General features: G+C 56.1%; 27 protein-coding genes. 9 read left to right on the forward strand and 18 right to left on the reverse strand.

From position 1 onward, the window contains the following. Window positions 1-7 precede the first annotated feature (7 nt). The 3 genes from M2418_RS18480 to M2418_RS18490 are packed head-to-tail and all read left to right on the forward strand — an operon-like array spanning window position 8 to window position 2,084. The gene (locus tag M2418_RS18480; RefSeq protein WP_259148413.1) at window positions 8-796 is read left to right on the forward strand and encodes an amino acid ABC transporter ATP-binding protein; all 789 of its coding nucleotides are present in this window, start codon (window positions 8-10) and stop codon (window positions 794-796) included. Continuing rightward, the gene (locus M2418_RS18485; protein WP_259148414.1) at window positions 793-1,866 is read left to right on the forward strand and encodes a saccharopine dehydrogenase family protein; all 1,074 of its coding nucleotides are present in this window, start codon (window positions 793-795) and stop codon (window positions 1,864-1,866) included. The genes M2418_RS18480 and M2418_RS18485 overlap by 4 nt, the downstream gene beginning before the upstream one ends. Window positions 1,867-1,919: 53 nt before the next feature. After that, window positions 1,920-2,084 (forward strand): iron ABC transporter permease, encoded by a 165-nt coding sequence (locus tag M2418_RS18490; protein ID WP_259148415.1) that lies wholly within the window; start codon window positions 1,920-1,922, stop codon window positions 2,082-2,084. Between the two features lie 86 nt (window positions 2,085-2,170). Here M2418_RS18490 and M2418_RS18495 read toward each other — a convergent pair whose 3' ends face one another. The 6 genes from M2418_RS18495 to M2418_RS18520 all read right to left on the reverse strand — a co-directional run bounded on the left by M2418_RS18495 (window position 2,171) and on the right by M2418_RS18520 (window position 8,117). After that, window positions 2,171-3,004 (reverse strand): GNAT family N-acetyltransferase, encoded by an 834-nt coding sequence (locus tag M2418_RS18495; protein ID WP_259148418.1) that lies wholly within the window; start codon window positions 3,002-3,004, stop codon window positions 2,171-2,173. After that, window positions 3,001-3,747 (reverse strand): aspartate/glutamate racemase family protein, encoded by a 747-nt coding sequence (locus M2418_RS18500; RefSeq protein ID WP_259148420.1) that lies wholly within the window; start codon window positions 3,745-3,747, stop codon window positions 3,001-3,003. The genes M2418_RS18495 and M2418_RS18500 overlap by 4 nt, the downstream gene beginning before the upstream one ends. Before the next feature lie 10 nt (window positions 3,748-3,757). Beyond that, window positions 3,758-4,576: an ABC transporter permease gene (locus M2418_RS18505; RefSeq protein WP_259148422.1), complete on the reverse strand. Its 819-nt coding sequence runs from the start codon at window positions 4,574-4,576 to the stop codon at window positions 3,758-3,760. A gap of 1 nt (window position 4,577) precedes the next feature. Next, window positions 4,578-5,489 carry an ABC transporter permease gene (locus tag M2418_RS18510; RefSeq protein ID WP_259148423.1) on the reverse strand — a complete coding sequence of 304 codons (912 nt, stop codon included), beginning with the start codon at window positions 5,487-5,489 and terminating at the stop codon, window positions 4,578-4,580. A 197-nt stretch (window positions 5,490-5,686) separates the two neighbouring features. Continuing rightward, the gene (locus tag M2418_RS18515) at window positions 5,687-6,991 is read right to left on the reverse strand and encodes a PotD/PotF family extracellular solute-binding protein (protein ID WP_259148424.1); all 1,305 of its coding nucleotides are present in this window, start codon (window positions 6,989-6,991) and stop codon (window positions 5,687-5,689) included. 34 nt (window positions 6,992-7,025) lie between these two features. Continuing rightward, window positions 7,026-8,117 carry an ABC transporter ATP-binding protein gene (locus M2418_RS18520; protein ID WP_259148425.1) on the reverse strand — a complete coding sequence of 364 codons (1,092 nt, stop codon included), beginning with the start codon at window positions 8,115-8,117 and terminating at the stop codon, window positions 7,026-7,028. A 238-nt stretch (window positions 8,118-8,355) separates the two neighbouring features. Between M2418_RS18520 and M2418_RS18525 the strand changes: the two genes are divergently transcribed. Continuing rightward, window positions 8,356-9,072, forward strand: a complete 717-nt coding sequence (locus tag M2418_RS18525; RefSeq protein WP_192490784.1) for a GntR family transcriptional regulator — start codon at window positions 8,356-8,358, stop codon at window positions 9,070-9,072. Window positions 9,073-9,126: 54 nt separating this feature from the next. Here M2418_RS18525 and M2418_RS18530 read toward each other — a convergent pair whose 3' ends face one another. From M2418_RS18530 to M2418_RS18550, 5 genes are all read right to left on the reverse strand, one after another. Further along, window positions 9,127-9,705, reverse strand: a complete 579-nt coding sequence (locus tag M2418_RS18530) for a YceI family protein (protein ID WP_259148427.1) — start codon at window positions 9,703-9,705, stop codon at window positions 9,127-9,129. A 50-nt stretch (window positions 9,706-9,755) separates the two neighbouring features. Continuing rightward, window positions 9,756-10,622 carry a hypothetical protein gene (locus M2418_RS18535; RefSeq protein WP_259148428.1) on the reverse strand — a complete coding sequence of 289 codons (867 nt, stop codon included), beginning with the start codon at window positions 10,620-10,622 and terminating at the stop codon, window positions 9,756-9,758. A 278-nt stretch (window positions 10,623-10,900) separates the two neighbouring features. Next, complete coding sequence (locus M2418_RS18540) at window positions 10,901-11,164, reverse strand: MoaF-related domain-containing protein (protein WP_259148429.1); 264 nt, start codon at window positions 11,162-11,164, stop codon at window positions 10,901-10,903. An 87-nt stretch (window positions 11,165-11,251) separates the two neighbouring features. After that, window positions 11,252-12,148, reverse strand: a complete 897-nt coding sequence (locus M2418_RS18545) for an MBL fold metallo-hydrolase (RefSeq protein WP_259148430.1) — start codon at window positions 12,146-12,148, stop codon at window positions 11,252-11,254. A gap of 24 nt (window positions 12,149-12,172) precedes the next feature. Beyond that, the gene (locus M2418_RS18550; protein WP_259148432.1) at window positions 12,173-12,811 is read right to left on the reverse strand and encodes a DsbA family protein; all 639 of its coding nucleotides are present in this window, start codon (window positions 12,809-12,811) and stop codon (window positions 12,173-12,175) included. Window positions 12,812-12,909: 98 nt separating this feature from the next. Here M2418_RS18550 and M2418_RS18555 point away from each other — a divergent pair, with 98 nt between their 5' ends. Then, window positions 12,910-13,821 carry a LysR family transcriptional regulator gene (locus tag M2418_RS18555; protein ID WP_259148433.1) on the forward strand — a complete coding sequence of 304 codons (912 nt, stop codon included), beginning with the start codon at window positions 12,910-12,912 and terminating at the stop codon, window positions 13,819-13,821. A gap of 12 nt (window positions 13,822-13,833) precedes the next feature. Here the strand turns inward: M2418_RS18555 and M2418_RS18560 are convergent, their stop codons facing one another. Both M2418_RS18560 and M2418_RS18565 read right to left on the reverse strand, forming a co-directional pair. Next, on the reverse strand, window positions 13,834-14,154 hold the full coding sequence (locus M2418_RS18560; RefSeq protein WP_259148434.1) for a ferredoxin family protein: 321 nt from the start codon (window positions 14,152-14,154) through the stop codon (window positions 13,834-13,836). Further along, window positions 14,154-15,770 (reverse strand): FAD-binding protein, encoded by a 1,617-nt coding sequence (locus tag M2418_RS18565; RefSeq protein ID WP_259148435.1) that lies wholly within the window; start codon window positions 15,768-15,770, stop codon window positions 14,154-14,156. The genes M2418_RS18560 and M2418_RS18565 overlap by 1 nt, the downstream gene beginning before the upstream one ends. Before the next feature lie 83 nt (window positions 15,771-15,853). On the opposite strand from M2418_RS18565, the gene M2418_RS18570 reads away from it, so the two are divergent. Continuing rightward, window positions 15,854-16,660, forward strand: coding sequence for a phosphate/phosphite/phosphonate ABC transporter substrate-binding protein (locus tag M2418_RS18570; RefSeq protein WP_259148436.1), 807 nt, complete (start codon window positions 15,854-15,856; stop codon window positions 16,658-16,660). Here the strand turns inward: M2418_RS18570 and M2418_RS18575 are convergent. From M2418_RS18575 to M2418_RS18595, 5 genes are read right to left on the reverse strand one after another with little or no spacing between them, the layout of a single operon-like run. Then, on the reverse strand, window positions 16,642-17,613 hold the full coding sequence (locus M2418_RS18575; protein ID WP_259148437.1) for an oligopeptide/dipeptide ABC transporter ATP-binding protein: 972 nt from the start codon (window positions 17,611-17,613) through the stop codon (window positions 16,642-16,644). The two genes, M2418_RS18570 and M2418_RS18575, sit on opposite strands and share 19 nt — an antisense overlap. Further along, entirely contained in the window at window positions 17,613-18,587 is a 975-nt protein-coding gene (locus tag M2418_RS18580) for an ABC transporter ATP-binding protein (RefSeq protein WP_259148439.1), read from the reverse strand. The genes M2418_RS18575 and M2418_RS18580 overlap by 1 nt, the downstream gene beginning before the upstream one ends. Beyond that, window positions 18,584-19,417: an ABC transporter permease gene (locus M2418_RS18585; RefSeq protein ID WP_192490795.1), complete on the reverse strand. Its 834-nt coding sequence runs from the start codon at window positions 19,415-19,417 to the stop codon at window positions 18,584-18,586. Before M2418_RS18585 ends, M2418_RS18580 begins: the two co-directional genes overlap by 4 nt. A 1-nt stretch (window position 19,418) precedes the next feature. Next, window positions 19,419-20,396 (reverse strand): ABC transporter permease, encoded by a 978-nt coding sequence (locus tag M2418_RS18590; RefSeq protein WP_259148441.1) that lies wholly within the window; start codon window positions 20,394-20,396, stop codon window positions 19,419-19,421. Window positions 20,397-20,435: 39 nt separating this feature from the next. Continuing rightward, a complete protein-coding gene (locus M2418_RS18595) occupies window positions 20,436-21,998 on the reverse strand; it encodes an ABC transporter substrate-binding protein (protein WP_259148443.1) in 1,563 nt (520 codons plus the stop codon). A 229-nt stretch (window positions 21,999-22,227) separates the two neighbouring features. On the opposite strand from M2418_RS18595, the gene M2418_RS18600 reads away from it, so the two are divergent. The 3 genes from M2418_RS18600 (at window position 22,228) to M2418_RS18610 (ending at window position 24,817) form a co-directional block, all read left to right on the forward strand. Next, complete coding sequence (locus M2418_RS18600; protein ID WP_259148445.1) at window positions 22,228-23,160, forward strand: fatty acid desaturase; 933 nt, start codon at window positions 22,228-22,230, stop codon at window positions 23,158-23,160. 173 nt (window positions 23,161-23,333) lie between these two features. Continuing rightward, entirely contained in the window at window positions 23,334-24,344 is a 1,011-nt protein-coding gene (locus M2418_RS18605) for an NADP-dependent oxidoreductase (protein ID WP_259148446.1), read from the forward strand. Window positions 24,345-24,505: 161 nt separating this feature from the next. Then, complete coding sequence (locus tag M2418_RS18610) at window positions 24,506-24,817, forward strand: hypothetical protein (protein ID WP_250983968.1); 312 nt, start codon at window positions 24,506-24,508, stop codon at window positions 24,815-24,817. Window positions 24,818-24,834 lie beyond the last annotated feature (17 nt).

Raw genomic sequence — 24,834 nt, forward strand, 5'->3', positions numbered from 1 at the left:
CGGATGCATGAACATGACACAGCACACACACGACAATATCCCTGTCATCGAAACGCAAGCGCTTCGTAAGGCATATGGCACACATGAGGTACTCATGGGGCTGGATCTCAGCCTCAAGCGCGGCGAGGTGGTCGCACTGATCGGCCCCTCGGGCTCTGGCAAATCAACCTTCATTCGTTGTCTCAACATGATGGAAACGCCAACCGGCGGCACGGTTCGCTTTCGCGGGAAAGTCGTTGGCCAGAGTTTTCGTGACAAGGGAGAGGCGGTCGGCATCGGTACCTTGCGTCGCCATGTCGGCATGGTCTTCCAGCATTTCAACCTATTCCCGCATAAAACGGTGCTGCAAAACGTTACCGAAGGGCCAATTGTCGTCTGCAAGCGACCAAAACGCGAAGCGGAAGAACTTGCGATGGATTTGCTCGGGCAGGTGGGGTTGGCCGAGAAACACGCATCCTATCCGGCTCATCTGTCGGGTGGCCAGAAACAGCGTGTGGCGATTGCCCGGGCACTGGCTATGGAACCCGAAGTCCTGCTGCTTGACGAAGTGACGAGCGCGCTTGACCCGGAATTGGTCGGCGAGGTTCTGGCGGTTATTCGTGGGTTGGCCGACAAGGGCATGACCATGGCAATCGTGACGCATGAAATGGCTTTTGCCGCCGATGTGGCAAGCCGCGTGCTGTTTCTCGACGGCGGCATAATTGCTGAAACAGGAACGGCAGATGAAGTCATCCTGCGCCCGAAAAATCCGCGCTTGCAAGGGTTTGTCCAGCGGTTCAGGGGGCAGACATTGTGACAAAACTCAACGTCAGCATCGTCGGCGCCGGAGAAATCGGCGTCGCCATGGCCCGAACCTTGTCGAAAAGTGGCGAATTTTCCATTCAGGTCGTTGACCGCTCGGAAGAAGCTTTGTCACGCTTGCAACAGATGGAGATAGATACCTTTGTCAAAGCCGTTCGACACGGTGAGGATTTGCAGACCCATTTGAGAGGGCAGGATGTTGTCGTTGCAGCCGTGCCGGAACCGGCGGTCGCAGATGTTGCACAGGCCGCAGCCAGAGCCAGCGTTCATTATCTCGATTTCACCTGCCCAACGCCGGAAACACAGGTGATACTGAACCCCTTGTCAAAATACCGGGCAGTTTTCAGCGGATGTGGTGTGTCTCCCGGGCTGATTGGCAATGTCACCTGCGGCCTGCTCAAATCATTTTCACCTGTCACCGACGTCATCATGCGTGTCGGCGCCATCCCGCGTTATCCCACCAATCGTCTCGGTTACGGGCAAATCTGGAACGTTGACGGGCTGATCGATGAATATACCCGGCCGAGTGCCGCGATCCGGGATGGGCAGTCGGTTCTGCTGACACCCCTGGAAGATTACGGCCGGTTGAGTATTGACGGAGTGAGCTACGAAGAGTTCATCACATCCGGCGGAGTAGAGGCGCTATCGATCTTCTCGCATGCCGCACCGAAAAACCTGACCTTCAAGACCATCCGCTATCCGGGCCATCTCGATTATATCCGTTTTATGCTTGATGATCTCAACCTTCGTCACCGGCGCGATATGCTGCGTTCGCTGCTCTACAATGGCCTACCGGTTATTGAAGACGACATTCTGCTTCTTGTGGTGACTGCACGCGGCTATCGTGGCAGGTTGCCAACCGAGCGGACTAAGTCCTATCGGTTTGCACCAAACAAGGACGTTGGCCCGTTCAACGCATTGATATCAGGCGCAACAGGTTATGCAGCCGCTCTGTTGTCGATGTTAAGCCAAGGCAAGATTGAGCCGCACGGGCATGTCGAACACCACCTCATTGATACGGATGCGCTTCTGGCATCGCCGTTTCTCAAGCCACTTTTGCAGTAACTGGTAGTCTACTATTCATGCAAAGGTTCGGACGATGTCCTCGACCGGTTGCCATGGCGACAGGTGCCATCCTCATGGCCGTGGCGGACCTCGTCGGTCGTAGTATTATTGCACCGCTTGAACTGCCTGCTTGTGTCGTTACCGCAGTTCTCGGCGCACCGTTTTTTATGCTGTTAATGCGCCCACCGGCATCCAGAAAAACCTCCGTTTCTGGATGATTTGTCAGCGCCAAAAATGACGCCATTTGAAATTGCGCATAAACAGTCTCACTAGAAAGCTCCGTCGTACCGTTTCCATAACCACCTCAGCCTAATTCGAGTGTTGTCACACCGAAAACACACGCGGTTTCGAATAAAGGAGGTGTTCCACGATACATCCTCGTCGTCTGGAAACCTTGCCGAAAACCGTGTTCTTGTAAAACAGCGGAAAATTTGGCCTGATCGGCAGGCACGTCGATGTTGATCAACTGACCTTCAACCTCGGCCGCACACGCAAGAATCAATGTCGTTGCAGCGTCAGTGTCTGTGGCGAAAAGTGGCCCGATCTTATAGCCCTCATGGCATTGCCGTGCGACAGCATAACCGCAGATCGCACCATCGCGGATGAGCACTTTTGTCTGCCTCGGCAACGCCAGCCAGGCTTGCAAAAAAGCCGCACGGCGCTCTGCAAAACACTCGGCGTCAAACGCGATCAGGCTGGCCGGATTAATATCTTCGAGGGAGCAGATGTCAGGATCGGTCTTGCCTTCCAGCGGTCCACTCCAGCGAAAGGTCTCATAGTCGGGGACAAATCCCATGGATCGATAATTCGCCAGTTGCTCCGGCACGCCATCAAGACCGATCGTGCGGTTTTTCAGATGTGCCATGCCGGCATCCCAAACGCGCCGCCCATATCCGAGCCCGCGAAAATCAGGATGCACGATATAAAGACCGATAAATCCGAAATCAGAACCATAGCAGATGGCGGATATGCCAGCGGCCATCTGTCCATCGACAAAACAGCCGATAAATCCTTCGGGATCAGCAGCCTGAAATGGTGCCGCATCGGCAAGCCCAGGGTTCCAGCCCTCAGCCTTTGCCCAGCCAATCAGCATGTCGATCTCCAACAGATCGAGCGAACGGATCACAACGCCACTCATAAGTCTGTCAGCCGCTCAGGTTGGAAGGGCTCCAACATGCCACGATAGGGTTTCGAAATTGGTGTCGCATAGGCACCGCGCTTGGCGGTCGATAGTCCAAGCGTGACCAGCGATTCCGCCTGTTTCACCGCTGCTGCAACACCATCCACGACAGGTACACCGAATTCGGCCCTCAGCTCAGCGGTCAGATCCGCCATGCCAGCGCAGCCGAGAACAATCGCTTCAGCCCTGTCTTCCTTCAGCGCCAGCGCGATCTCGCTGCGCAACCGGTCGCGAGCATTGGAGTTCGGGTCCTCAAGAGATAGCACTGGAATATCCGCCGCTCTCACCTTGCAGCGCGACGACATGCCGTAGCGATGGACGAGGTGTTCAAGCGGCAACCGCGACCGTTCCATCGTCGTCACCACTGTGAATTTCTGGGCAATGAAGGCCGTGGCAGAAACCGCTGCCTCGCAGATACCAATCACCGGAACGTTGGCGAGCGCCCGCGCAGCATCAAGACCAGTATCGTCGAAACAGGCGATGACGACGGCATCGATACCCTGTTTTTCGCCTGCGGCGATTTCCTTGAGCAGGCCAGGAACCGCAAAGACCTCGTCATAATAGCCTTCAATCGAAACCGGCCCCATCGATGAGGTAACGGCGACGATCTCCGTCTGGTGCCCTGCAACACGGCACGCACTGTCGGCGATGGTTGCGGTCATGCTGGCTGTTGTGTTGGGATTGATGATCAGGATGCGCATCGGTGTCTCATCAACTCCGCTGTCTGCGACGATTAAGATGGACGATCAGGCCGAGCGTGCCAGCAATCACCAGGAAGGAGAAGACCGTGGTGACCGTACCGAGTGCATAAAGCACCGGCGTCGTCACATTGGTCGTCATGCCGTAGATTTCGAGCGGCAGCGTATTGAACGATCCTGCGGTCATCAGTGTGCGGGCAAATTCGTCATAGGACAGCGTGAAGCCGAACAGGCCAACGCCGATCAGGCTCGGAGCGATCATCGGCAAAACAACATTCGAGAATGTCTGCCAGGAGGATGCGCCGAGATCCCGTGCCGCTTCCTCGTAAGCAGGTGAGAAGCGGTTGAACACGGCAAACATGATCAACACACCAAAGGGCAGCGTCCAGGTCAATTGTGCGCCGAAGGCCGAGGAATACCATGCCGGCTGCAGGCCGAGCTGGCTGAACAGCACGCCGATGCCGAGCGAAACGATGATCGAGGGGACAACGAGGCTTGCGACTGCCAGATAAAAGAGCGCCGTCGCGCCGATGAATTTTCGGCGAAAGGCCAGTCCCGCCAGCAGCGACACAACAACGGTTACCAGCATGACCATGATGCCGAGCATTGCCGAGCGGCGGAACGAGCCGCCGAAATCACCCACCGCCTGGGTTTCGAACAGGTTGGCGAACCAGCGCAGCGACACGCCATTGAGCGGGAAGGTGAGGCCGCCATTCGGCCCCTGGAAGGACAGGATCAGGATCGCCGATAGCGGGCCATAGAGGAACAGCACGAAGACTGCAAAGAAGATGGCGAGAAAGTAGAATTCCCGGGAGCGTTTTTCACGGTACATCTTAAAGCTCCTTCCGAATATCGACGATCCGCAATATGCCAGCGACCATCATCAACACGAGCACCAGCAGCACCACGGCATTGGCGGCAGCGGCAGGGTATTGCAGCAGCGACATCTGGTTCTTCATCATCAGAGCGACGGAGGCGCTCTGTCCGCCGGACATCACCTGCACGGTGGAAAAATCGGCCATGACCAGCGTTACGACGAAAATCGTGCCGATCGCCATGCCAGGCTTGGCCAGCGGGATGATGACGTTTGACAGGACCTGCCAGGAAGAAGCGCCTGCATCACGGGCCGCTTCGACCAGCGATTTGTCGATGCGCATCAATGTGTTGAAGATCGGCGTCACCATGAAGAGCGTGTAGAGATGCACCATGGCCAAGACGACAGCGAAATCGGAATAGAGCAGCCATTCCACCGGTTCGGAAATCACTCCGGACCCAACCAGCGCAGAATTGATCAGGCCGTTTCGTCCAAGAACCGGGATCCATGAAATCATCCGGATGATATTCGATGTCAGAAACGGCACGGTGCAGATCAGGAACAGCACCATTTGCATTGATGTGGTGCGGATGTGGAAGGCAAGGAAGTAGGCGACCCAAAAGCCGATGAAAAGCGTGATTAGCCAGACCAGAGCAGCATATTTAAGTGTGTTGAGATAGGTCTTCCAGGTAACCCATGACCCAAGCGTTTCGGCATAGTTCATCGTCAGGAAGTCGGGATACATCTGGGCGAAATCATAATCCCAGAAACTGACAACTGCGATCATGATGATCGGTAACAGCAGAAAGAACCCAAGAATGAGCGTCAGCGGCACCGCCTGTAGATAGGAGATGACGGAAATCGGCACCTGAAAGCCTTTTGGGCGAGCCTGCCCGACATTTTCCGTATCCGTCGATGTGATCGTCGCCATTGCTTGGCTTCTCCCTATGGGCCTCTGAACCTTCTCGCATTGAAAAGACATCGCTTCCGACTGCACCCTCTGGCCGACCGGCCATCTTCTCCACGACTGGGAACAAGACTTGGCCCGCTCACCCGCCATGATCGCGCCTGGCGGTGCGGCTGGGATAAGCCCTCCCCCTTGCGGGGGGAGGGTGATCTGTTTGTCTGTTAGGCTGCGATAAACTCGTTCCAGCGGCGGACCATGTAACGGTCTTCGTCCATCACCGAGTTCCAGCAAGCGACATGGCCCATGCGTTCCTCGAAGGAGCCACCGTCGCGCACTGCGCCGGCCTTTTCCATGACCTTGCCATCCGGCGCAACGATATCGCCGGTCGCGGCCTTGCCTTCGATCCAGTAGCCCCATTCATCGGCCGACATGTGTTCCTTGGCGGTTTCCATGCAGGCAGAGTAGTAACCCTGACGGTTGAGATAGGCGCCAACCCAGCCGGAGGTGTACCAATTGATATATTCGTAAGCCGCGTCGAGCTGTGCACCGGTAAGATGTGCTGCGAGACCCAGACCGCCACCCCACGAACGATAGCCTTCCTTCAGTGGCTGGTATTTGCAGTCGATGCCTTTGGAACGAACGGCGGCAACCGCTGGCGACCACATGGACTGGATGATCACTTCGCCAGACGCCATCAGGTTGACCGACTCGTCGAACGACTTCCAGAAGGCGCGGAACTGGCCGTCCTGCTTGGCCTTGATCAGGAAATCGATCGTCTTGTCGATTTCTTCCTTCGTCATGTTGCCCTTGTCGGCATATTTGATGTTGCCGAGCGCTTCCATGATCATCGCTGCATCCATGATGCCAATCGACGGGATGTTGAGGATCGAAGTCTTGCCCTTGAACTTCGGATCCATGATGTCGGCCCAGGTGGTGATATCGCGGCCAACCAGGTCAGGACGAATACCGAGCGTATCGGCATTGTAGATCGTTGGCATCATGGTGAAATACTGGGTCTCTTCCTTGGCAAAGGTTTTGTCGCCCGACTTTTCAACGAACCCGACTGTGTGGGGCGCGGTGCCCTGTGCAATCACGCTGTCAGGCGTCAACTTGCCGTTTTTGAACAGCGGCACGACCTTATCGTAATATTTCAGTTTCTTTGTATCCATTGGCTGGATGACGCCGGCTGCATAGACCTTCTTCAGGATCCAGTATTCGATATCGGCGATGTCATAGGACTTCGGCTGGGTGACTGCACGCTGGGCGGCGGCATCCGAATCCGTCGCCGTCATCTCGAGCGTGATGCCAAGATCAGCCTTGCACTTCTCGGCAATCGCATTGAGGTTCGACACGCCGGTGCCAAACTGGCGAAGCGTAATCGGGTTCTGCGCCCAGATGGTCGGGAAACCGGTAATCGCGCCCGAACCGGCTGCGAGGCCGGCCGCAGCCGATGCCGTTTTCAAAAGCGAACGGCGGGAAATACCCTTGGCCGTCTTGTCGATCCCCGTTTTTTTTGTATCGGTCATGCCAGTTCTCCTCTTGAGGTTTATTGTTGTATTTTCAGTGCTTCAGCCGCCCCAGCACGAGCGCGTCCTCACGCTCCCAGGAAAGCGGAATGGCATCACCAACCTTTACCGGATTGGCGAAATAGTCCTTGTCACTGAGGATCGCGGTAAAATCCTCCACACCGGAGCCATTGACGGTGAGCTTCACCGATGAGCCGCGATATTCGACATTTGAAACGGAACCGGTGAAACCGAGGCCCTTGTCGGTCGCCGGTGCAACACGCACGTGGTCGGTCCGAACCGCGATGTCGGCCGTGTCGGTGAGACCAGCAGCATCGGCACCGATCGCCAGAAAATCGCCGCCAGCCGGGACCGAAATCATCAGCTCATTGCCGGCGCTCTTTATCACGCGACCGGAAATCACATTGTGATCGCCCATGAACTTGGCGACGAAGGCAGTTGCCGGGCGCTCAAACACGGTCCGCGGATGAGCGGCCTGCTCGATGCGACCATCATTCATGATGACGATGATATCGGCGAGCGCCATTGCCTCTTCCTGGCTGTGCGTCACATGGACGAAGGTGATGCCAAGCGAGGTCTGGAGCTTTTTAAGCTCCGCCCGCATGCGGATTTTCAGGAATGGGTCGAGGGCTGAAAGCGGCTCATCGAGCAGAAGCGCTTCCGGATCGGTGATCAAAGCGCGGGCAAGCGCCACGCGCTGCTGCTGACCACCGGAAAGCTGGGCCGGACGCCGCGGCGCATAGGCTTCGAGCTGCATCAGTTTCAGCATTTCCAGAGCCTTGGCGCGCCGCACGTCTTTCTCCACGCCCTTCATCTTCAAGGAGAAGGCGACGTTGTCGACGAGGTCGAGATGCGGAAACAGCGCGTAGGACTGAAACATCATCGCCGTGCCACGCTTGGCCGGCGGCAGGTCAGTGACAACGGCATTGCCAAGACGGATATCACCTGTCGAGATGCTCTCGTGTCCGGCGATCATCCTGAGCGTCGAGGTCTTGCCGCAACCTGAGGGTCCAAGCAGGCAGCAATAGGTGCCGGCCGGGATCTTGAGGCTGATCTCATGGACGGCCGTGGTGGCACCATAGATCTTGGAAACGGATACGATGTCTATTTCAGCGGCTTTGCTCATAGGCACTCTCCTGAGATTATTTTTGGTGATGCAGGAGCTGTGCCAGTTCAATTTACCGTTGAAGATCAACGATATTCTGGCGCGAAACAGTTTTTGTCATTTAAGGCTGCGCAAATTTGCATCGATTGTTTTCGATCTCTTGGTCAAATCGTATGCAATCTAAGTTATGGATTGCTAAATATCCTACTAGGCAGGTGGCCCCGCAACGCGCTACAAGAAGTCATGCTGGACAAAACCAATGACCTTGCTTGAACATACATCCGCCTCTGCTGGTCCATTGGTCGAGGACCGCTCAATGGCGATCCGCGAGTCCCTGCGCAATGCCATCATTGATCGGCGGCTCGCGCCGGGAACAAAACTGTCCGAAGCGGAAGTTGGCGCGCTTTTTGATGTCAGCCGGACGGTGGCACGCGCTGCGCTTCAAATGCTGACCTTCGAAGGCCTTGTAAAGACCGAGCGTAACCGGGGTGCCTTCGTTTCCAATCCGACGCCAGAAGAGGCGCGGCAAATCTTTGCATCCCGCCGGCTGATTGAGCCAGGCATTGTTACCGCCGCCGCAGAACGGATCACGCCGCAGGATATCGCTCGGTTTCGCGAACAGTTGGTTGAGGAAGAGCGCTATATGAATGAGCGCGGCCCAGCAGCACGGCGGGCGGAAATCAAGGCATCCGGTGATTTCCACCTCATGCTGGCCTCTGTTGCTGGCAATGCCATCCTGCAGCGTTTTATGGATGAGTTGGTGGCGCGGTCTTCGCTGGTCATCGCGCTTTACGGCCGTTCAGGTGTGTCGAGCTGCGGCCATAGCGAACATTTCGCCATTCTGGACCTGATCGAACGCGGTGACGCCAAACGTGCCGCTGACCTGATGCTGCACCATATCGATCACATCGAGGCCGATCTCGACTTGCAGCCCAAGCAGGGCGTGGCGCTCAAAGATGCGCTGTCAATCGGCTGAAGGATGAGTTCATCGTGAAAATGACGCCGACCGAAAGGGTCGGCGTCTTTTTTCTTACTTCTTGATCGCTTCCAGATCGACATCCAATAACAGGTCTGGTCCCAGACCAAAGTCTGCCAGCTTGGTGATGCCAAAATCAGCGCCGGTGATTGCACCGGTTGCAGAAAAACCTGTCTTGATGGTCTTTGCATCCCAAGGAAGCGGCGATTCAGAATTCCATGTCACATCAAGTGTAATCGGCTTCGTCGTGCCTGCGAGGCTCAGATCGCCGGTAACCTTTGCAGTCTTGTCGCCGGTCTTTTCAATCGCGGTGCTTTTGAAGGTGACGTCAGGGAACTCTTCAACGTTCAGGAAGTCCGGGCTCTTGAGGTGCGTGTCACGCTGTTCGTGGTTGGTATCGATGCTGGCAGCATCGATCTTCAGCTCGATCGAGCTTTTCGTGACATCGTCCTTGTCGAATGAAATTTCACCGGACACGGTGCGGAACACACCATGCGCATTTGCCCAGCCAGCATGATTGGTCTTGAAGCTGACCCATGCATGGGTCGGATCAATCTGGTAGCTGTCGGCAGCAAAAGCAGTTCCGGCGGCAAGCAGACCGAAAAGGGTTGCGGTTGTTGCAATAAATTTCATAAAATTCTCCTGTGAACTGGCATCGGAATGATGCCCGGGGCTGGGGATCGTCAGCTGGCGAATTGCAGGCCAGCAATGAGGATTGCGATGATTGCCGGAACGGCAACGACCAAACCGCAAACCAGCGGGCGCAGTGCCGGGGCAAGTTTCAAGCGGTTTGCAAGGGTCGAGGTTAAAGGCAGCAAAACCAGAGTGAGGCCAGCAACAATGAGGCCAGCACTAGACGCTTGCGGAGCAAGTATGGCCGTTGCCAGCAGGCCAAGAAATGCAGTCCAGGACATGGCAAATCCGCCTGGACCCGCAAGGCTAAAGGCTCCGCCGTTGCCACGCAAATGGGCGATGTAGGCAATGAGAAGGTAACCGCCAAACAATGCCGTAAGCGCACCGTTGAACATCGCCATGCCCATGTAGCCACCGAAAATAGCAACCAGTGCTGCCGAAAGCGACGTGGCAAATGCAGCCTGCGGCAGAACCGGTTGGCGGTCCTGTGTTTCATCCGAGGTGCGCAAAGCAACCCAGATACTACCGGCAACGGCGATGGCGATCAGGATCAGCGTAACGACGAGTTTCCGTTCGCTATTGGCAAGAATGACGCTGCCCATCCACCAAGCAGGCGCAGCCAAAGCAACCAATGCTGCAACGCCCGCCAAAAGCCATGAGCGGGTGCGGATGACAGGGGCAAGGACAACGAAGACAACACCAAAAACCAGCAGGACATAAGGCAGCTTGTGTGCCGCCCTTACAGGTGGAAATGCAGGCAGTCCGTCCAGACCGACCAGCACCACAGCTGCAAAAACCGGGATCAGCGCGCTGGCCAGAACCAGCCCCATCCCGCTTGCCTTGCGGGTCAAAAGGCTTGCCACGACACCAAGTGCTAAAGGAATTGCAACGATTGTGAGGAGCATCGTCTGAAGCATGTAGAAAACTGGCTTTCCGTATCACTATATGAAATTGGGTCTGTAATGGCGGCGACGCTAATCCGACTGTTCTACGCCACGCAAGCGGGGCAACGGGGCTGATACGTCACATTGACGTGATAGAAATAGTAATCGAGGGGTGATACTTCGTTCACAAAAATTGAACGATGAAACGCATCACGTGTCCGGGATCGGTTCGGTTGCCGAACCCGAAAATTGTGGGCGTATAGCCGACGAATGACGCTCCGATTTGCCCGGCGCGCCACTCTATCCGTCGCCTATATGATTTTTGTCCATCTGCCCTTGAGGGTGAGAAACGTTAAATCGGGCTGCGTTATCGCGGCATAGACATAGCCGGTCTCAAAATCTTCCACATGCGTGACTGTGGTGCCGTCAGCTTCTTTCCAGGTTACCCAAAACACATGAAGCCGAATGAACGTTGCGCTATAGGTTTCCATATGGGCAACAGCATCGAAATCCTCAGCCGATGCATCCGCCCAACGCAGGGTTTTGCCATAGGGCGCAAAATCGACATGGAACACAACGGCGCCTTAGTCGGCCCGGTGACGGTGACCGACACCTGGGGAGGTTTCATTCGCCATTTTCTCCGCCTCGATCTGTCGAAGTTTTCAACCCCACTTCATCTCGCCCTTGGCTACCTTTGCACCCAGCTCCAGCGAGCTGACATCCTTGAGGTCCGGATAACGTTTGAGCATAGCGGCAATCACCTCAGCGCTATCCTTGCCCTTGGACATTTCTTCCTCGAAAGCGATGAGATAATCCCGGGTGAACTTAATGGCCTCAACGCCTTGCGGTGCACCTTCGGACTGGTGACCGGGAATAACGATCTTCGGGTTACGGGCAATCAGATCATCAAGCGCCTTGATCCATGCCGCACGCTTTTCAGTAGTACCTTCATCAGCCACCCAGACATGAATACCGGAAGACACAAGAACGCCGCCAAAAACCGCTTCAAGTGATGGTACCCACAGGTAGCGACGATCATGCATTGTGGGAATTTCGACGATTTCGATTCTGTCGCCGTCGAGTTCCAGTGCTTCGAGATCTGACACAGCGGGAATGACGACATCCGCCAGCTGTTGCGGGCCATTTTCCTTGAGTTGTGGACCCCAAACCTCCAGCTTGCCCTGGACATTGCTATTGATAGCGTCAACTGTGGCTTTCCGGGCAATGACCTTCGCATCAGGAAAAACGTCAACGACCGGCCGCAGGCTGAAATAGTAATCAGGATCGTTGCAGCTCACATAAATTGTCGACAGGTTTTTTCCTGTTGCCTTGATGGCGGCTGCCAGAGCACGACCGTCTGACAAGGTAAAACCGCCATCAATCAGGATGGCATCTTTTTCCCCGGTCAAAAGAACGGGTGTGCGGCGAAAGCCGGTCTCATCCGCCTGGAAAAACGTCCATTTCAAAGTTGCGGCAAATGCCCGTGATACCGAGACTGGCAGTGCCGCAAGGCTGGCGGCGGCGGCTGTGAGCTTGAGTGTGTTGCGTCTTGTAAACATGGATATGTCCTCTGAGTGAAATTGTCAGGCGGCTTCGACATGAGCCTTGAGGTTTTGGAAATTGCCAAAAAGGGCGCTCGAATCCACCAGGCGACGGCGTTCACCTTTTTCGATGATGAGTGCAGGAACGCCGTTGGCATTGAACTGGTGGAACAACTGCTTGCCGATTTTCACGAGATCGGCGACGGCCAATCGAATTTCGTCATCTGGCGGGCGAACACGGGCGGCAGCCTGAGATAATCCTGCCTCTTCCAACAGGTTTGCGACGACGGTCTGATCACTTGTGTCCAATCCCCTGACATACCGGCCGTGCTGCAAGGTTTGCAAAGCCGAAAAGCGTGTCTGCGGCGTATGCAAGCCCGCCGCCACGACACCTCTTGTGGTAGCAGTTGAATCAAACATCGAGCCTTGCTTCCGGAGGACTTTTTCAAGGTAATCCCTGGAAAATTCCTGGCCGGTAAGCCGCTGGATACGTTGGTCATTCGCCCATGCATATGCTGAGAACGCTTCATCCAGCGGGCGGGCTCCCGAACCTGAAAACAACCCTGTCGGGATTGCCTCGATAGACGTACCTTCCGCCATCAACCTCGTCAGCATTGGCGATGCGCCATAACACCAGCCACACAGGGGATCGAATAGATAAATGATGCGGTTCGGCTGCATGTCTTTGATCCCGTTTCGATTGTCACCATCATCCATTGACTTTGACAGGGAATAAAGATCGGTTATTCGTACAAACTGTATGATTAAATGAGACAATGATGAGTGATCTTCTCAACCTCAACCGTCTGATATTTTTTACAACGGTGGTGGAAAGCGGCTCGTTTACTGCGGCAGGCGAACGTCTGGGCGTGGCGAAAGCTGTTGTCAGCCATCACGTGGCAAGGCTTGAGGAGGAGCTTGGCGTCACGCTCCTGTCGCGAACAACGCGAAGGCTGGCCACCACGGAGGAGGGGCGGATATTCTACGACCGCTGTGCCGTCATTCTGAGAGAGGCCGAGGCCGCTTATGGGGAAATGTCCCACCATACAAGCGAGCCCTCTGGCACCCTGACATTGACCGCACCGCTAGACTACGGCGCGGTGATTGTCGCCCCTGTGATAACAGCCTATCTCGCGCGTTATCCAACTATGAAAGTCGACCTGGTCTTCGACGATACGGTTATCGATCCCGCAACCCAGCAGCTTGATCTTGCCATTCGCGCTGGCTGGCTGACCGATACAAGCCATCAGTCACGACGGCTTGGGGCGTTTGAACAATATCTTGTCGCCACACCATCCGTGGCAGAGCGGTTTTCCTCACTCAAGACACCAGCCGACGCAGCCAATCTGCCGTGGATCGAAAATTCAGTGCTGCGTCACCCGCTTCGCTGGATGTTTTCCCGTGACGGCTTTCCCTCCGAAATGGTCGAGGTATCGTCTGCCATCCGTACGGATAAGACACCGGCCGCCTATGCCTGTGTGCTGGCCGGGGCAGGGGTTTCGGTTTTTCCTGATTATATGCTGGGCAAAGAATTAGCGCAGGGCAGACTGGTGCGGCTGCTGCCCGATTGGAGCCTGCCAGCTGGCGGCCTGCATGCCGTTTTTCCGGTCGCTCGCTTTCGACCTGCAAAGGTGCGACGTTTTGTGGAGATGATGCTGTCGGCCGAACGCAAACGTGCGCTTGAGGCCTAATGCGCATCCTACTCACTGTGGTAACCTGAAGTGATCATCGATGTGGCGGCGATGGCGGGTTTCCTTGTGCCAGCCGATTGCCTTGCGATAACTGCCAAACAATTGTTTGCCATGAACATCCTCGACCGTGAGGCCATGGACCATTTCTGCATCGGGCTCGACATAGAGAGCATCAACAGGACAATAGAGTTCGCACATGAAGCATGTCTGGCAGGAATCCTGCCTGAGAATTTGGGGAGGCCCGTCCGGCATCGCCTCAAAAACATTGGTCGGGCAGACCTGCACACAGAGATTGCAATCGGTGCAGGTTTGCGGATCAAGAACTTCAATCATTATTCAGCTACCTCCGGCAACAGGTTTGAACCTACCGGTTCGGAACGAATGAGAATGTCATCAAGCCCGCTGAGAACAAGGCGATGATGTTGGGCTGGATCCTGCTTGGGGAAATCATCGCGACGATGCATACCACGCGTTTCCGTACGGGAAATCGCGGCCTTGTACATGTAGCGCGCCGTTGCGGTCATCGCCTGCGCTTGGCGCAGCCGTAACGTTCCGGTTTCATCCACCGGCACGGCAGTTTTGATGTCATCCCACAGACCATCCAGCCGTTTCAAGGCCGCTGACAGCACGTCGTGGGTACGGAAATAGTTGATATCGAGCGGGAAGACCTCATTCTGCACCGCTGCCAAAATGGCGGTGGGATCCGCATAATGTGACGGATTTCTCGCAAAGTTCTCAGCTTGTGGATCTGATATAGAATGGGGTTTGGCGTTGGCTTTTGCGAAACCGGCGGCCGCGACACCGGCAAACGATCCTGACGCAATCGCCCAGGCCGCGTTATGGCTGCCGCCACCGGTAAACCCGCCACAGATCGGTTCGCGCGTGGCATTGTCACCGGCCGCATAAAGGCCGGGAACCGTGGTGGCACAATCAAGCCCGGTCAGCCGCAGCCCCCCTGTTCCACGAACCGTTCCTTCAAGGCGAAGCTTGACCTCGAACATCTGGGTAAATGGATCAATGCCACGTCGGTCAAAGGGAACAAAAAAGTTCGGTTGCGCCTGCCGCAATATCGTTCTGACCTCATCGGTTTCAGCCAAATCAAGTCGGGCGAATACAGGCTCCGACAGCAACGTGCGGGCAATGATCGAGCGGCCGCGTGCGGAGCCAGCCCCTTCAATCAGGCTCTCATTCTTTCGGTAAAACTGCGCAAAACGATAAAGCGCTGTCTTGGTAATGGAGGCAAAGGCCGGCGATATCGCATAGGCCGATGAGAATTCCATGCCCGACAATTCGGCACCAACCTCTGCCCCCATCAGATAACCGTCACCGGTCAACACGTCACATCCAAGTGCCTTGCTCATGAATGCACAACCTCCGGCAGCCAGCACAACGGCACCGGCAGTCACCTGCCATTCGCCACCCCCCTGTTGCATAATACCGGTTGCGCCCGCCACCCTGTCGCCATCAACAAGCAAATGTGTCGCGGGATGATGATCCAAGATGGTGACGCCGGCGTTTTTGACCTTTCGCCGCAACAACCGCATATATTCCGGCCCCTGCACCGAGATGCGCTGCTGTTCTCCACTTTCATCACGCGGGAAGGGGTAGCCCCAGTCGGCCAGCCGATTGACGCTTTCAAACGTCTTGTCGAGTACCGGTCGCATCCAGTTACGGTCTGAAAGATAGCCGCCCATCGCTTCACGGCTGGCCATGGCGGCCTCACGCTCTTGTGGGTCCGGTTTCACGTACCAGATCTGCGTGCCAGCGGATGCCGTTGCACCAGAGCTGCCGCAATATCCCTTCTCGACAAGCACCACGTTGGCGTTTGCCGCCACGGCCTCCAGCGCCGCCCAGCAACCGGCCGGACCACCGCCGATAACCAGAACATCACAGTCAAAAGCTGATTGCCGACTCTTAGAGGGGGAAATGTTTGTCAGGGATAAGTTCATATCATCCGTCCTAAATGAAACCATTGCATTGCAGAACAAACCAGTTTCAACATAGATTTTGTGTTGTTTATCGGAGTGGTTTTATGACCCTTGCCAGCCTTGCCATGTATGTCAGCCCGCCACAGGTGGCGCAGGCGACCCATCAGTTCTGGCAGGCGCTCGGTGCGCGGTTGCGCGACTACGGGCTCAATGCTCCTGATCTGCTTGATGACACGGTGCGATATGACGAAGCCTGGCTTCGTCCGGATCTCATTTTTGGGCAGACCTGCGGATATCCCTATGTGCAACATCTCAGGGACAAGGTTCAGCTGGTTGCCACGCCCAATTACGATCTGCCGGGATGCGATGGACCGATCAAATGCAGCTTTATCATCGTCAGTGCGCAGTCTTCGGCGCAGTCCATTGAGGATTTGCGCGGCGCCCGTGCGGCGATCAATGAGCCCGGAAGCAATTCCGGCTACAATCTCTTCCGTGCCTTCATCGCACCCCATGCCGAAAACGGGCGTTTCTTTTCCTCCGTTATCGAAACCGGTGGCCACCGTGCCAGCATCGACGCGGTGGCAAGCGGCAAAGCGGATATCGCCTCCATCGATTGTGTGACCTTTGGCAATACCCTGCGCTTTGACGCGGAACGCCTTGCAGGTGTTCGTGTCTTCGCCGAAACACCGCGGGGTCCCGGCCTGCCATTCATCACCTCGATTGAGACCTCGGCCAAAGATCTGGTGATCCTGCGTCGGGCGCTTGCAGAAACGATTGCCGATCCAGCGCTCGACGACATCTGTGACGTGCTGTCGCTGCGCGGCATCACGTTTCTCGGGGACGCCGATTATCAAATCTTGGCCAAATTGGATCGAGACGCTGAAGCTCAAGGTTACCCCGCAATCGCTTGACGCGGGATCGGCTCCGCAGAAACCAACGGGAAATGACAGGCCACGCTGCGCGCTCCCGTGCCCGCCAGTAATGGCGGCGCATCGGCGGCGCATTTCGGCTGAGCCACGGGACAGCGTTTGTGAAAGCGGCAGCCGCTTGGCGGGTTGCTGGGGTTTGGCAATTCACCTGTTAGAACAATCCGTTCACGCTGCCGACTGGGGTCAAGCGTCAGATTGGCGGAAAGCAGCGCCTGCGTGTATGGATGAGCTGGCTCTCTAAACAGGCTGGCGGTTGGCCCGCTTTCGACAATCTGTCCAAGATACATCACCGCCACTCGATCCGTGACGCGCCCCACCACGTTTAGATTGTGTGAGATCAGCAGGTAACTGAGGCCAAGTCGATCTCGCAGGCCACGCAGCAGATTAAGCAGTTCACCCTGAACAGAGATATCAAGGCCAGCGGTTGGCTCATCCGCGACGATAATGGAAGGATTGGCCGCCAGTGCACGCACCAGTGCCACGCGCCGAGCCTGTCCACCGCTCAATTGATGCGGATAACGCGTCAGCAATTGCTGGCCAAGGCCAAGACTTTCCGCAAGAGCGACAATCTCTGCAAAACGTTCGGCGGTGTAAACATTCCTGATTTTCAACGGTTCGGCGAGAAGTGTTTTGACGGTAAGCCGTGGCGAAAGCGAAGCCGCAGGGTCCTGAAACAGCAACTGGACTCGGCTTTGCGCATCGCTAGCCTTACGGCGGGTGCCTGCACGAACGCTTTCACCATCGACCGAAAGCGTGCCAGAGGCGAGCGGCTGAAGACCGACAATAGACCGTGCAATGGAAGATTTACCGCAGCCGCTTTCGCCCACGAGACCAAGCGTTTCACCACGCCGCAACTCCAGGGTAACACCGTCTACGGCGGTCAGCCTGTGGTATCGAACAACTGCGTCCTTCAGAACAAGTGCAGGCTCCTCCATTACGCGGCCTCCCGCCAACAGGCATAATGGTGCCTATGGTCCACCTCACGTTGCGGTGGTTTCTGGTGACATTGCACCTGCCGCGACGGACAGCGGGCGGCAAAAATGCAGCCGTCAGGCCGGTTCGTCAGGTCGGGAACATTGCCCGGTATGGTCGACAGATCCTGCGTCGCATCAAACGGCGCATAGGGATCGATTTCGCAGGCAAGAAGCGCTCGCGTGTAAGGGTGGCGGGGATTGTGCAACACCTCGCGCACCGGGCCGGTCTCAACCACGGTCCCCGCATACATCACCACAACGCTGTCACACAATTCGGCGATCAGGCCCATGCTGTGGCTGACGATCAGCATGGAAACCTTTGTTCGCTGCCGCATTTCATGCAGCACCTCAACGACCTGTGCCTCAATCGTGGCATCGAGCGCCGTTGTCGGTTCATCGGCAATCAGCAGTTTCGGCTCAACCAGCAAGGCCATAGCAATGACAACGCGCTGGCGCATGCCGCCGGAAAACTCGTGCGGATAACGGCGCATGCGGCCGGCCGCATCCTGAACACCGACATCGGCCAGCACCGTTTCGGCACGCTGCCAGAGTTGTCGTTTGCTCAGTTTTGGAAAACGTCGCCGCTGGATATCGACCAGTTGTTCGCCGATCGTGAACATCGGGTTCAACGCCGTCATCGGATCCTGAAAGATCATGGCAATATCAGTGCCGCGAAGGGAGGCTGTACCCTTGGGATCAAGCCGTATCGCTTTCTCATCAAACGTCGCGTTCTCTGTCTCGACCGTTGCGTTGTCGGCGAGAAGTCCAAGCAAAGCAAAGGCAATCGTCGACTTGCCGCTGCCACTTTCTCCGACAAGGCCGACGGATTTACCCCTGTTGATGGTCAGGTTTACGCCATCGAGAATATGAGCGCTGCGTCCTTTGCCTCGATAGGAAACGTGCAGGTTTTCGATGGAAAGGAGTGCCTCGGTCATAGGGTTTTCCTGAGCTTCGGATCCAGCGTATCGCGCAGCGCTTCACCCAAAAGCGCAAAACCAAGCGTGGCGAGGATCAGCGAAATGCCTGAGAAAGTGGCAAGCCACGGAGACTGGTCGAGATAGACGTAACCGTCATTGAGCAGATTTCCCCAGCTGGCGAGGGGAGGGCGCACGCCAAGACCAAGAAAACTGAGACCAGCCTCGATGGTGATGACAACGGGAATATCCATGCAGGCCAACACGAAGATGGGGCCGATGATGTTGGGAATGACGTGATGCAGGATAATGCGCCATGTCTGCGCACCAAGTACCTTCTCAGCCTCGATGAAAGGGCTGTTGCGCAGCGTGATCGTCTGGCTGCGCGCCACCCGTCCGAAATGCGGAATGAACACGATGCTGACCAGCAAAACGACGTTCCCAAGTCCGGGGCCGAAAACCGCAACGAGCGCTAGAGCAAGAATGATGCTGGGGAACGACGTCACCACGTCGAAAATGCCGACAATCAATAAGTCCACCGGACGCGGTGACAGCGCCGCGACAATTCCAAGCACCACCCCGGCGGTAAGGGAAATGGCAATCACCGAAAGCGAGATGCCAAGGGCAATTCGGGCCCCATATATCAGGCGGCTCAAAATATCGCGGCCAAGGTGATCGGTGCCCAGTATATGCTGGAGAGACGGATCCATCAGGCGGTTGGCGGGTGCGATGGCGTTCGGCGCATAGGGTGCAATCAGCGGGGCCGCAATGGCCAAAAGACAGAGCAATGTCACGGCCAGCAGGGCAAAGGTACCGCCGGGGCGGCGGGAGAGATCAGCAAACATCGTCATCTCAAGGCTCACTTTTGCGGGCCAGCCGCGAACGTTCGCGTGGGTCGGTGAGTGTTTGAGATAGCTCCGCAACAAGATTTGTCAGCACATAGAGCAGAACGATCACGAACACGCCGCCTTGGACAACAGGATAATTGCGGGTGCGGATGGAATCGTAGATGAGGGAGCCAAGGCCGGGCCTGTTGAAGATAACCTCGGCAAAAACTGCCCCGCCCAACAGTTCGCCAAATCCCATGCCAAGCACAGCGATGGTTGGCAAAATTGCCGGTTTGAGCGTGTATTTGATCAGGATTTTGACTTCACTGACACCATAGGCGCGTAGCGTGCGGATAGGGCTTTCACTCAGCACTTCCAGCAGCGAGGAACGGAGCAGGCGGGCAATGTAACCCACCCAGCCAGCAGCGAGCGCAAGTGTCGGAAGCACAAGATGCCAGAGCTGATCCAATGTATCCCCACGTTCTCCCGCGCCCAGAACCGGAAACCATCCGAGCTTGACCGAGAAAATCATCAGTAGGAACACCGAAACAACGAAGCTGGGTGTCGAGATAAAACCCACGCTGACAAAGGCGATCAACCGGTCTATGCGGCCACCTGGGCGATGGGCAGATATCAGCGCGAGCGGCACGCCAATGGCAATTGCCAGAAGCATCGCCGAGATGGCGAGGGCAACCGTATTGGGCAGGGCCGCCGCCACCAGCTGCAAAACTGGTCGGTCGTTAAAGACGTCCTGGCCCAGATCGCCGACGATCAGTCGACTGAAAAATGTCAACACCTGCATCTGCAGCGGTTTGTCGAGGCCAATGCGCGCGTTCAATGCTGCAACGGTTTCAGGCGTAGCACGCGAACCGAGAATGACGGTTGCCGGGTCGCCGGGGATCAGTCGTGTCAACGCAATTAACAAAACAACAGAGCCGGCGACAGCGAGAGCCGCTGTCACCAGCTTGAAAACCAGATGGCTTTGAAGAGATGCGCTGCTCATCGCAGCGCCTCCCTGTATTTGTTCTTGGTCGCCACAGGCTCAGACCGCCGCGTCCGTGAAGGCCGTATAGAGCCAGTTATTGCCGTTCGGCAGCACACCGGGCTTCAGCCATTTGCGTGAGGCAAAGGCATTGAGATTGTGAGTGATCCAGATAAAGGCTGCGGATTCGTCCAGCAGTTTCTGCGCCTCGATATAGATCTTTTCCCGCTCTGCCGGAGCAACGGTGACGCCACCTTTCTGGTGCAGGGCGTCATAATCGGCGTTCTTGTAACGTTGCCAGTTCCACTGGCCGACCTGTTCCGACGTAAACCACTGCGTCTGGAAACCTGGGTCGAACTTGCCATTGAACTTGACCAGCGAAAGTTCGAGATCCTTGCTGGCGTCGTTTTTGCCAAGTGCCCAATAGGCCGCCGATTCGAGCGCTTCAATCTCCACCTCAATCCCAACATCGGCGAGATTTGCCTGAATGATCTGTGCGATTGCCTCGTAACGGGCGCCAGCTTCAACCGTCAGCTTGGTCTTGAAGCCACCGGAATGGCCAGCTTCGTCAAGCAGGGCCTGCGCCTTTTCCAGATCACGTTTGTAAACCGGCGCGTCTTTCCATGCACCGAGCAAACTTGGAGCGAGAAGTGCGTTGGCACGTGGGTAAATGCCGGAATAGGCACCTTGAAGAATGGCATCGACATCAACAGCATAACGGATTGCCTGGCGTACCCGGATGTCGCCAAACGGTGCCTTTTCTATATTCGGCCCAAACCAGACGTAATCGATCGCGGGAATTTCCGTAACGCTTGCGTCCGGCAGCGCGGAAAGCGTCTTGCCGTTTTCCGGGTCGATGGCGGTGAAGTCGATTTCGCCAGACTGGAAGGCTATTTCAGCCGTCTTCTGTTCGCCAATCGGCTTGCCGACAATCTGCTGGAAATGTGGTTTGATCGGCCCCTTGTAATCCGGGTTGATCTCAAGGACGAACTGTTCGCGCGGCGTCCATTCCTTCAACACGTAAGGGCCGCTTCCAACAATCTTGGTGGCAAAGTCTTTGCCAAGAGCCTCAAACGCCTTCTTGGAAACGATACGGCCAGAACCATCGGCCAGCGCAATGGTGTAGAGTGCCGGTGCCGGGGTCTTGAGGATGATACGCCCCTCAAGCGGACCGGTAACCTCCACATGATCCAGTGCCGACCAATCCTTTGCGTAGGTGACGGACTTGCCTTCGGCGTCAGGCTTGATGAAACGTTCGAAGGAGAATTTTACGTCTTCCGCCGTCAGATCACCATAACCGCCGGTAAAGGCGAGGCCGGATCGCAGCTTGAAGCGGATTTCGGTGTCGCTGACCTGCTCAAGTTCTTCTGCGGCGTCCAATTCCCACTCGGTTGAGCCGGGTTTGAAGGAAATCAGCCCCTGCTGCACAGACCAGATGACATTGAGGTCAATCGGGCCAGAGCGGTTGGCGGGATCAAGGTTGACGAGATCCTTTTCCACGCGGACGGTAATCTTGGTACGGTCAGCATTGGCAAAGGCCGGGCTGATACCTCCGAAAGCGACCACAGTGGCAATGGTGGCGCCGCCCGCGAGAAACTGTCGGCGTGTTGAATTCAGTGTCATTGATGTCCCCTGTCCAAAGCGGCTTTGTGCCGTATATGCCTCTATGGTCAGGATTAGATCGCATAATCTATGGTTTTGGTAGAATTGATATTCTCCTGTGAACCATCATCGGCAAACTAGTTTTCCGTTTTTCAATTCCGTTGCGCAAAGTCATATGGCGCGTCAGGACGTTGCGCGACCTATATTTCGGCTGTCAATTCCAACAGCATTTACCAATGCCGGAGCAGCCATGTCCCGCCATTCTACCCTGTCTCACATTGGCCAGTCGTCGATCGCACGCGTCGAATGGCAGACGGCTATTCTCACAATTGTCATCTACGGCGGCTTCATTTGCCTGACATGGTTCTGGCAATCGCTGCCTCTGCTTGTCGTCATGGCGCTGGGCGGCTGGCTGGTGGCATGGCAGGGATCTTTGCAGCACGAAGTCATGCACGGACATCCCACACGGCTACAGGCAATCAATGATGCGGTTGGTTGGCCGCCGATTTCCCTGTGGTTGCCTTATGCAATCTACAAGGAAGGTCATCTGCTCCACCACCGCGACGAGCACCTGACGGATCCAATCGAGGACCCGGAGTCCTCCTATTATACGCAGGCAGCGTGGGAGCGCTTGGGCTCATCCGGCAAATTGCTGTCAAATCTCAATATGACACTTCTGGGACGCCTCACCATTGGCCCTGCCGTGATGATCCTGAGTTTTCTGTTTCTGGAGTTTTTGCTCATTCGTGCCGGAGACCGGCGCAGAGCATTTATTTGGGGCAGGCATAGTCTGGGTGTCGCCGTGGTGCTGACATGGGTGGTCCTGGTCTGCCAAATGCCGCTTTGGATCTATCTGTTCGGGTTTGTTTATTTTGGCGCCGCGCTGAGTAGATTACGGTCTTTCGCCGAGCACCGCTTTGCCGAACACCATGATGAACGCACGGCAATTGTCGAAAACAGCCCACTGTTGGGTCTGCTGTTCCTCTACAACAACCTCCACGTTCTTCATCACAAACGGCCGGGTATTCCCTGGTACCAGATTCCCCGTTTATATCGTCGGCACAGAGAGTTTCTGGTCAATCTCAATGGTGGACTGGTCTATGATGGCTACCGGGAAGTTGCGCGTCGTTTTCTCCTAAAACCGCACGATGATCCCCGTCATCCAAACCACCGTGAGGGATAAGCCGTCACCACTTCTCTCGGTGACGGCATGGAACGATAGCCCTTGATGTCCGTTTGTCCTGCCGTAAAGAAAGCCTTAGCACGGGCACTACATCAGCCATCAAGCATTGCGGAAGCCGCACACCGATATATTGTTGCCACTTCCCGCAGGAAGTTTCTCCGGAGGAACACCTCATGAAATCTCAGCAGATCGTTCTTGCCAGCCGACCAGTGGGTACGCCGAAACCACAAAATTTCCGGCTTGAGGAAGTCGACTTACCGCAGGCAGAGGAAGGTGAGGTTACAGTTCGGGTGCTGTTCCTGTCACTTGACCCCTACATGAGGGGCCGCATGAGTGATGCGAAATCCTATGCTGCGCCGGTACCCATTGATGGCATCATGGAAGGCGAAACCATTTGTGAGGTCCTGAAATCCAGAAGCAGCAATTTCGCGCCGGGCGATATTGTGCGAGGTAGAACCGGCTGGCGAACCCACGCGGTCGTGGATGGCAATGCTCTACGAAGGGTCGAGACACATGGTGCACCGCTGACGACCGCGGTCGGTGCACTTGGCATGCCGGGTTTCACTGCATGGAGCGGCCTGAAATTTATCGGCCAGCCGAAAGCGGGCGAGACCGTTGCAGTCGCCGCGGCGTCCGGCCCTGTCGGCTCAATGGTCGGACAGCTCGCAAAACTCTTGGGTGCAAGGGCGATTGGCATCGCAGGTGGTACGGAAAAATGCGCCTATGTGAAGGATGAGCTTCACTTCGACGCGGTCATTGATCACCGCTCCGATGATCTTGCCTCTCGACTGGAGGCGGCGACGCCCGACGGTATCGATGTCTATTTCGAAAATGTCGGCGGACATGTCTGGGATGCGGTCCTGCCACGGCTCAACAAGTTTGGACGAGTTCCGGTGTGCGGACTTGTCGCCCATTATAATGGCGCGTCAACATCCGATAATGACCGGTTGCCGGCGACCATGTCTGCAATTCTGCGGCAAAGCCTGCTCGTGCGTGGTTTCATTCAGACCGAATTTGCAGCAGATCATTTCGACGAATTTCTTGCAGAGGTCGGTCCGCGCGTGGCAGCAGGCGAGCTACGATATCGCGAAGATATTGTTGACGGTATCGACAATGCACCAGACGCCTTCACCGCAATGCTGACCGGTGGCAATTTTGGAAAGCTGATCATCAAGGTCGCTTAAGGCGGCGTGGCGTTGTTTAATTCTGGCACGCTTGCGATCGGTTGAACACCTCAACCGAAGCAGCGTTCTGCCGCAGTCTACGGTGCACAAGTCGGAAAATTTACATTGACCGTTTTAGATCGCGAGGTGAAACTTCGGGCTCATAAAACAGGAGGGAACACATGGACGAACCAGACCGCTGGCGACATATGCGAAACGCTCCGAGAGACGGCAGTCGCATTCTCGTTACCATCCGCCCCACGGAACAGGGGCCAGGGGCAGTTGATCTCGCCTATTGGTCAAATGGCGATCAGTTCGGAGGCGAAGCCTGGCGCTCTTCTGATTCTGCTCCCGGCCGCATCATCGAATATGCCGAGCCCGAGTTGAAGTGTTGGATGCCGATCCCCTCGGCAGACCCTGACCGCATGAGCTTGCCCTCTCCGTGGAAAGGAAAAGACACACAAGAGCTGGAAGTTGACGGGTCGGGAATCTAACCACGCCCACACAAAAT

The organism is Rhizobium sp. BIGb0125, assembly GCF_024810055.1.
Classification (GTDB): domain Bacteria; phylum Pseudomonadota; class Alphaproteobacteria; order Rhizobiales; family Rhizobiaceae; genus Agrobacterium.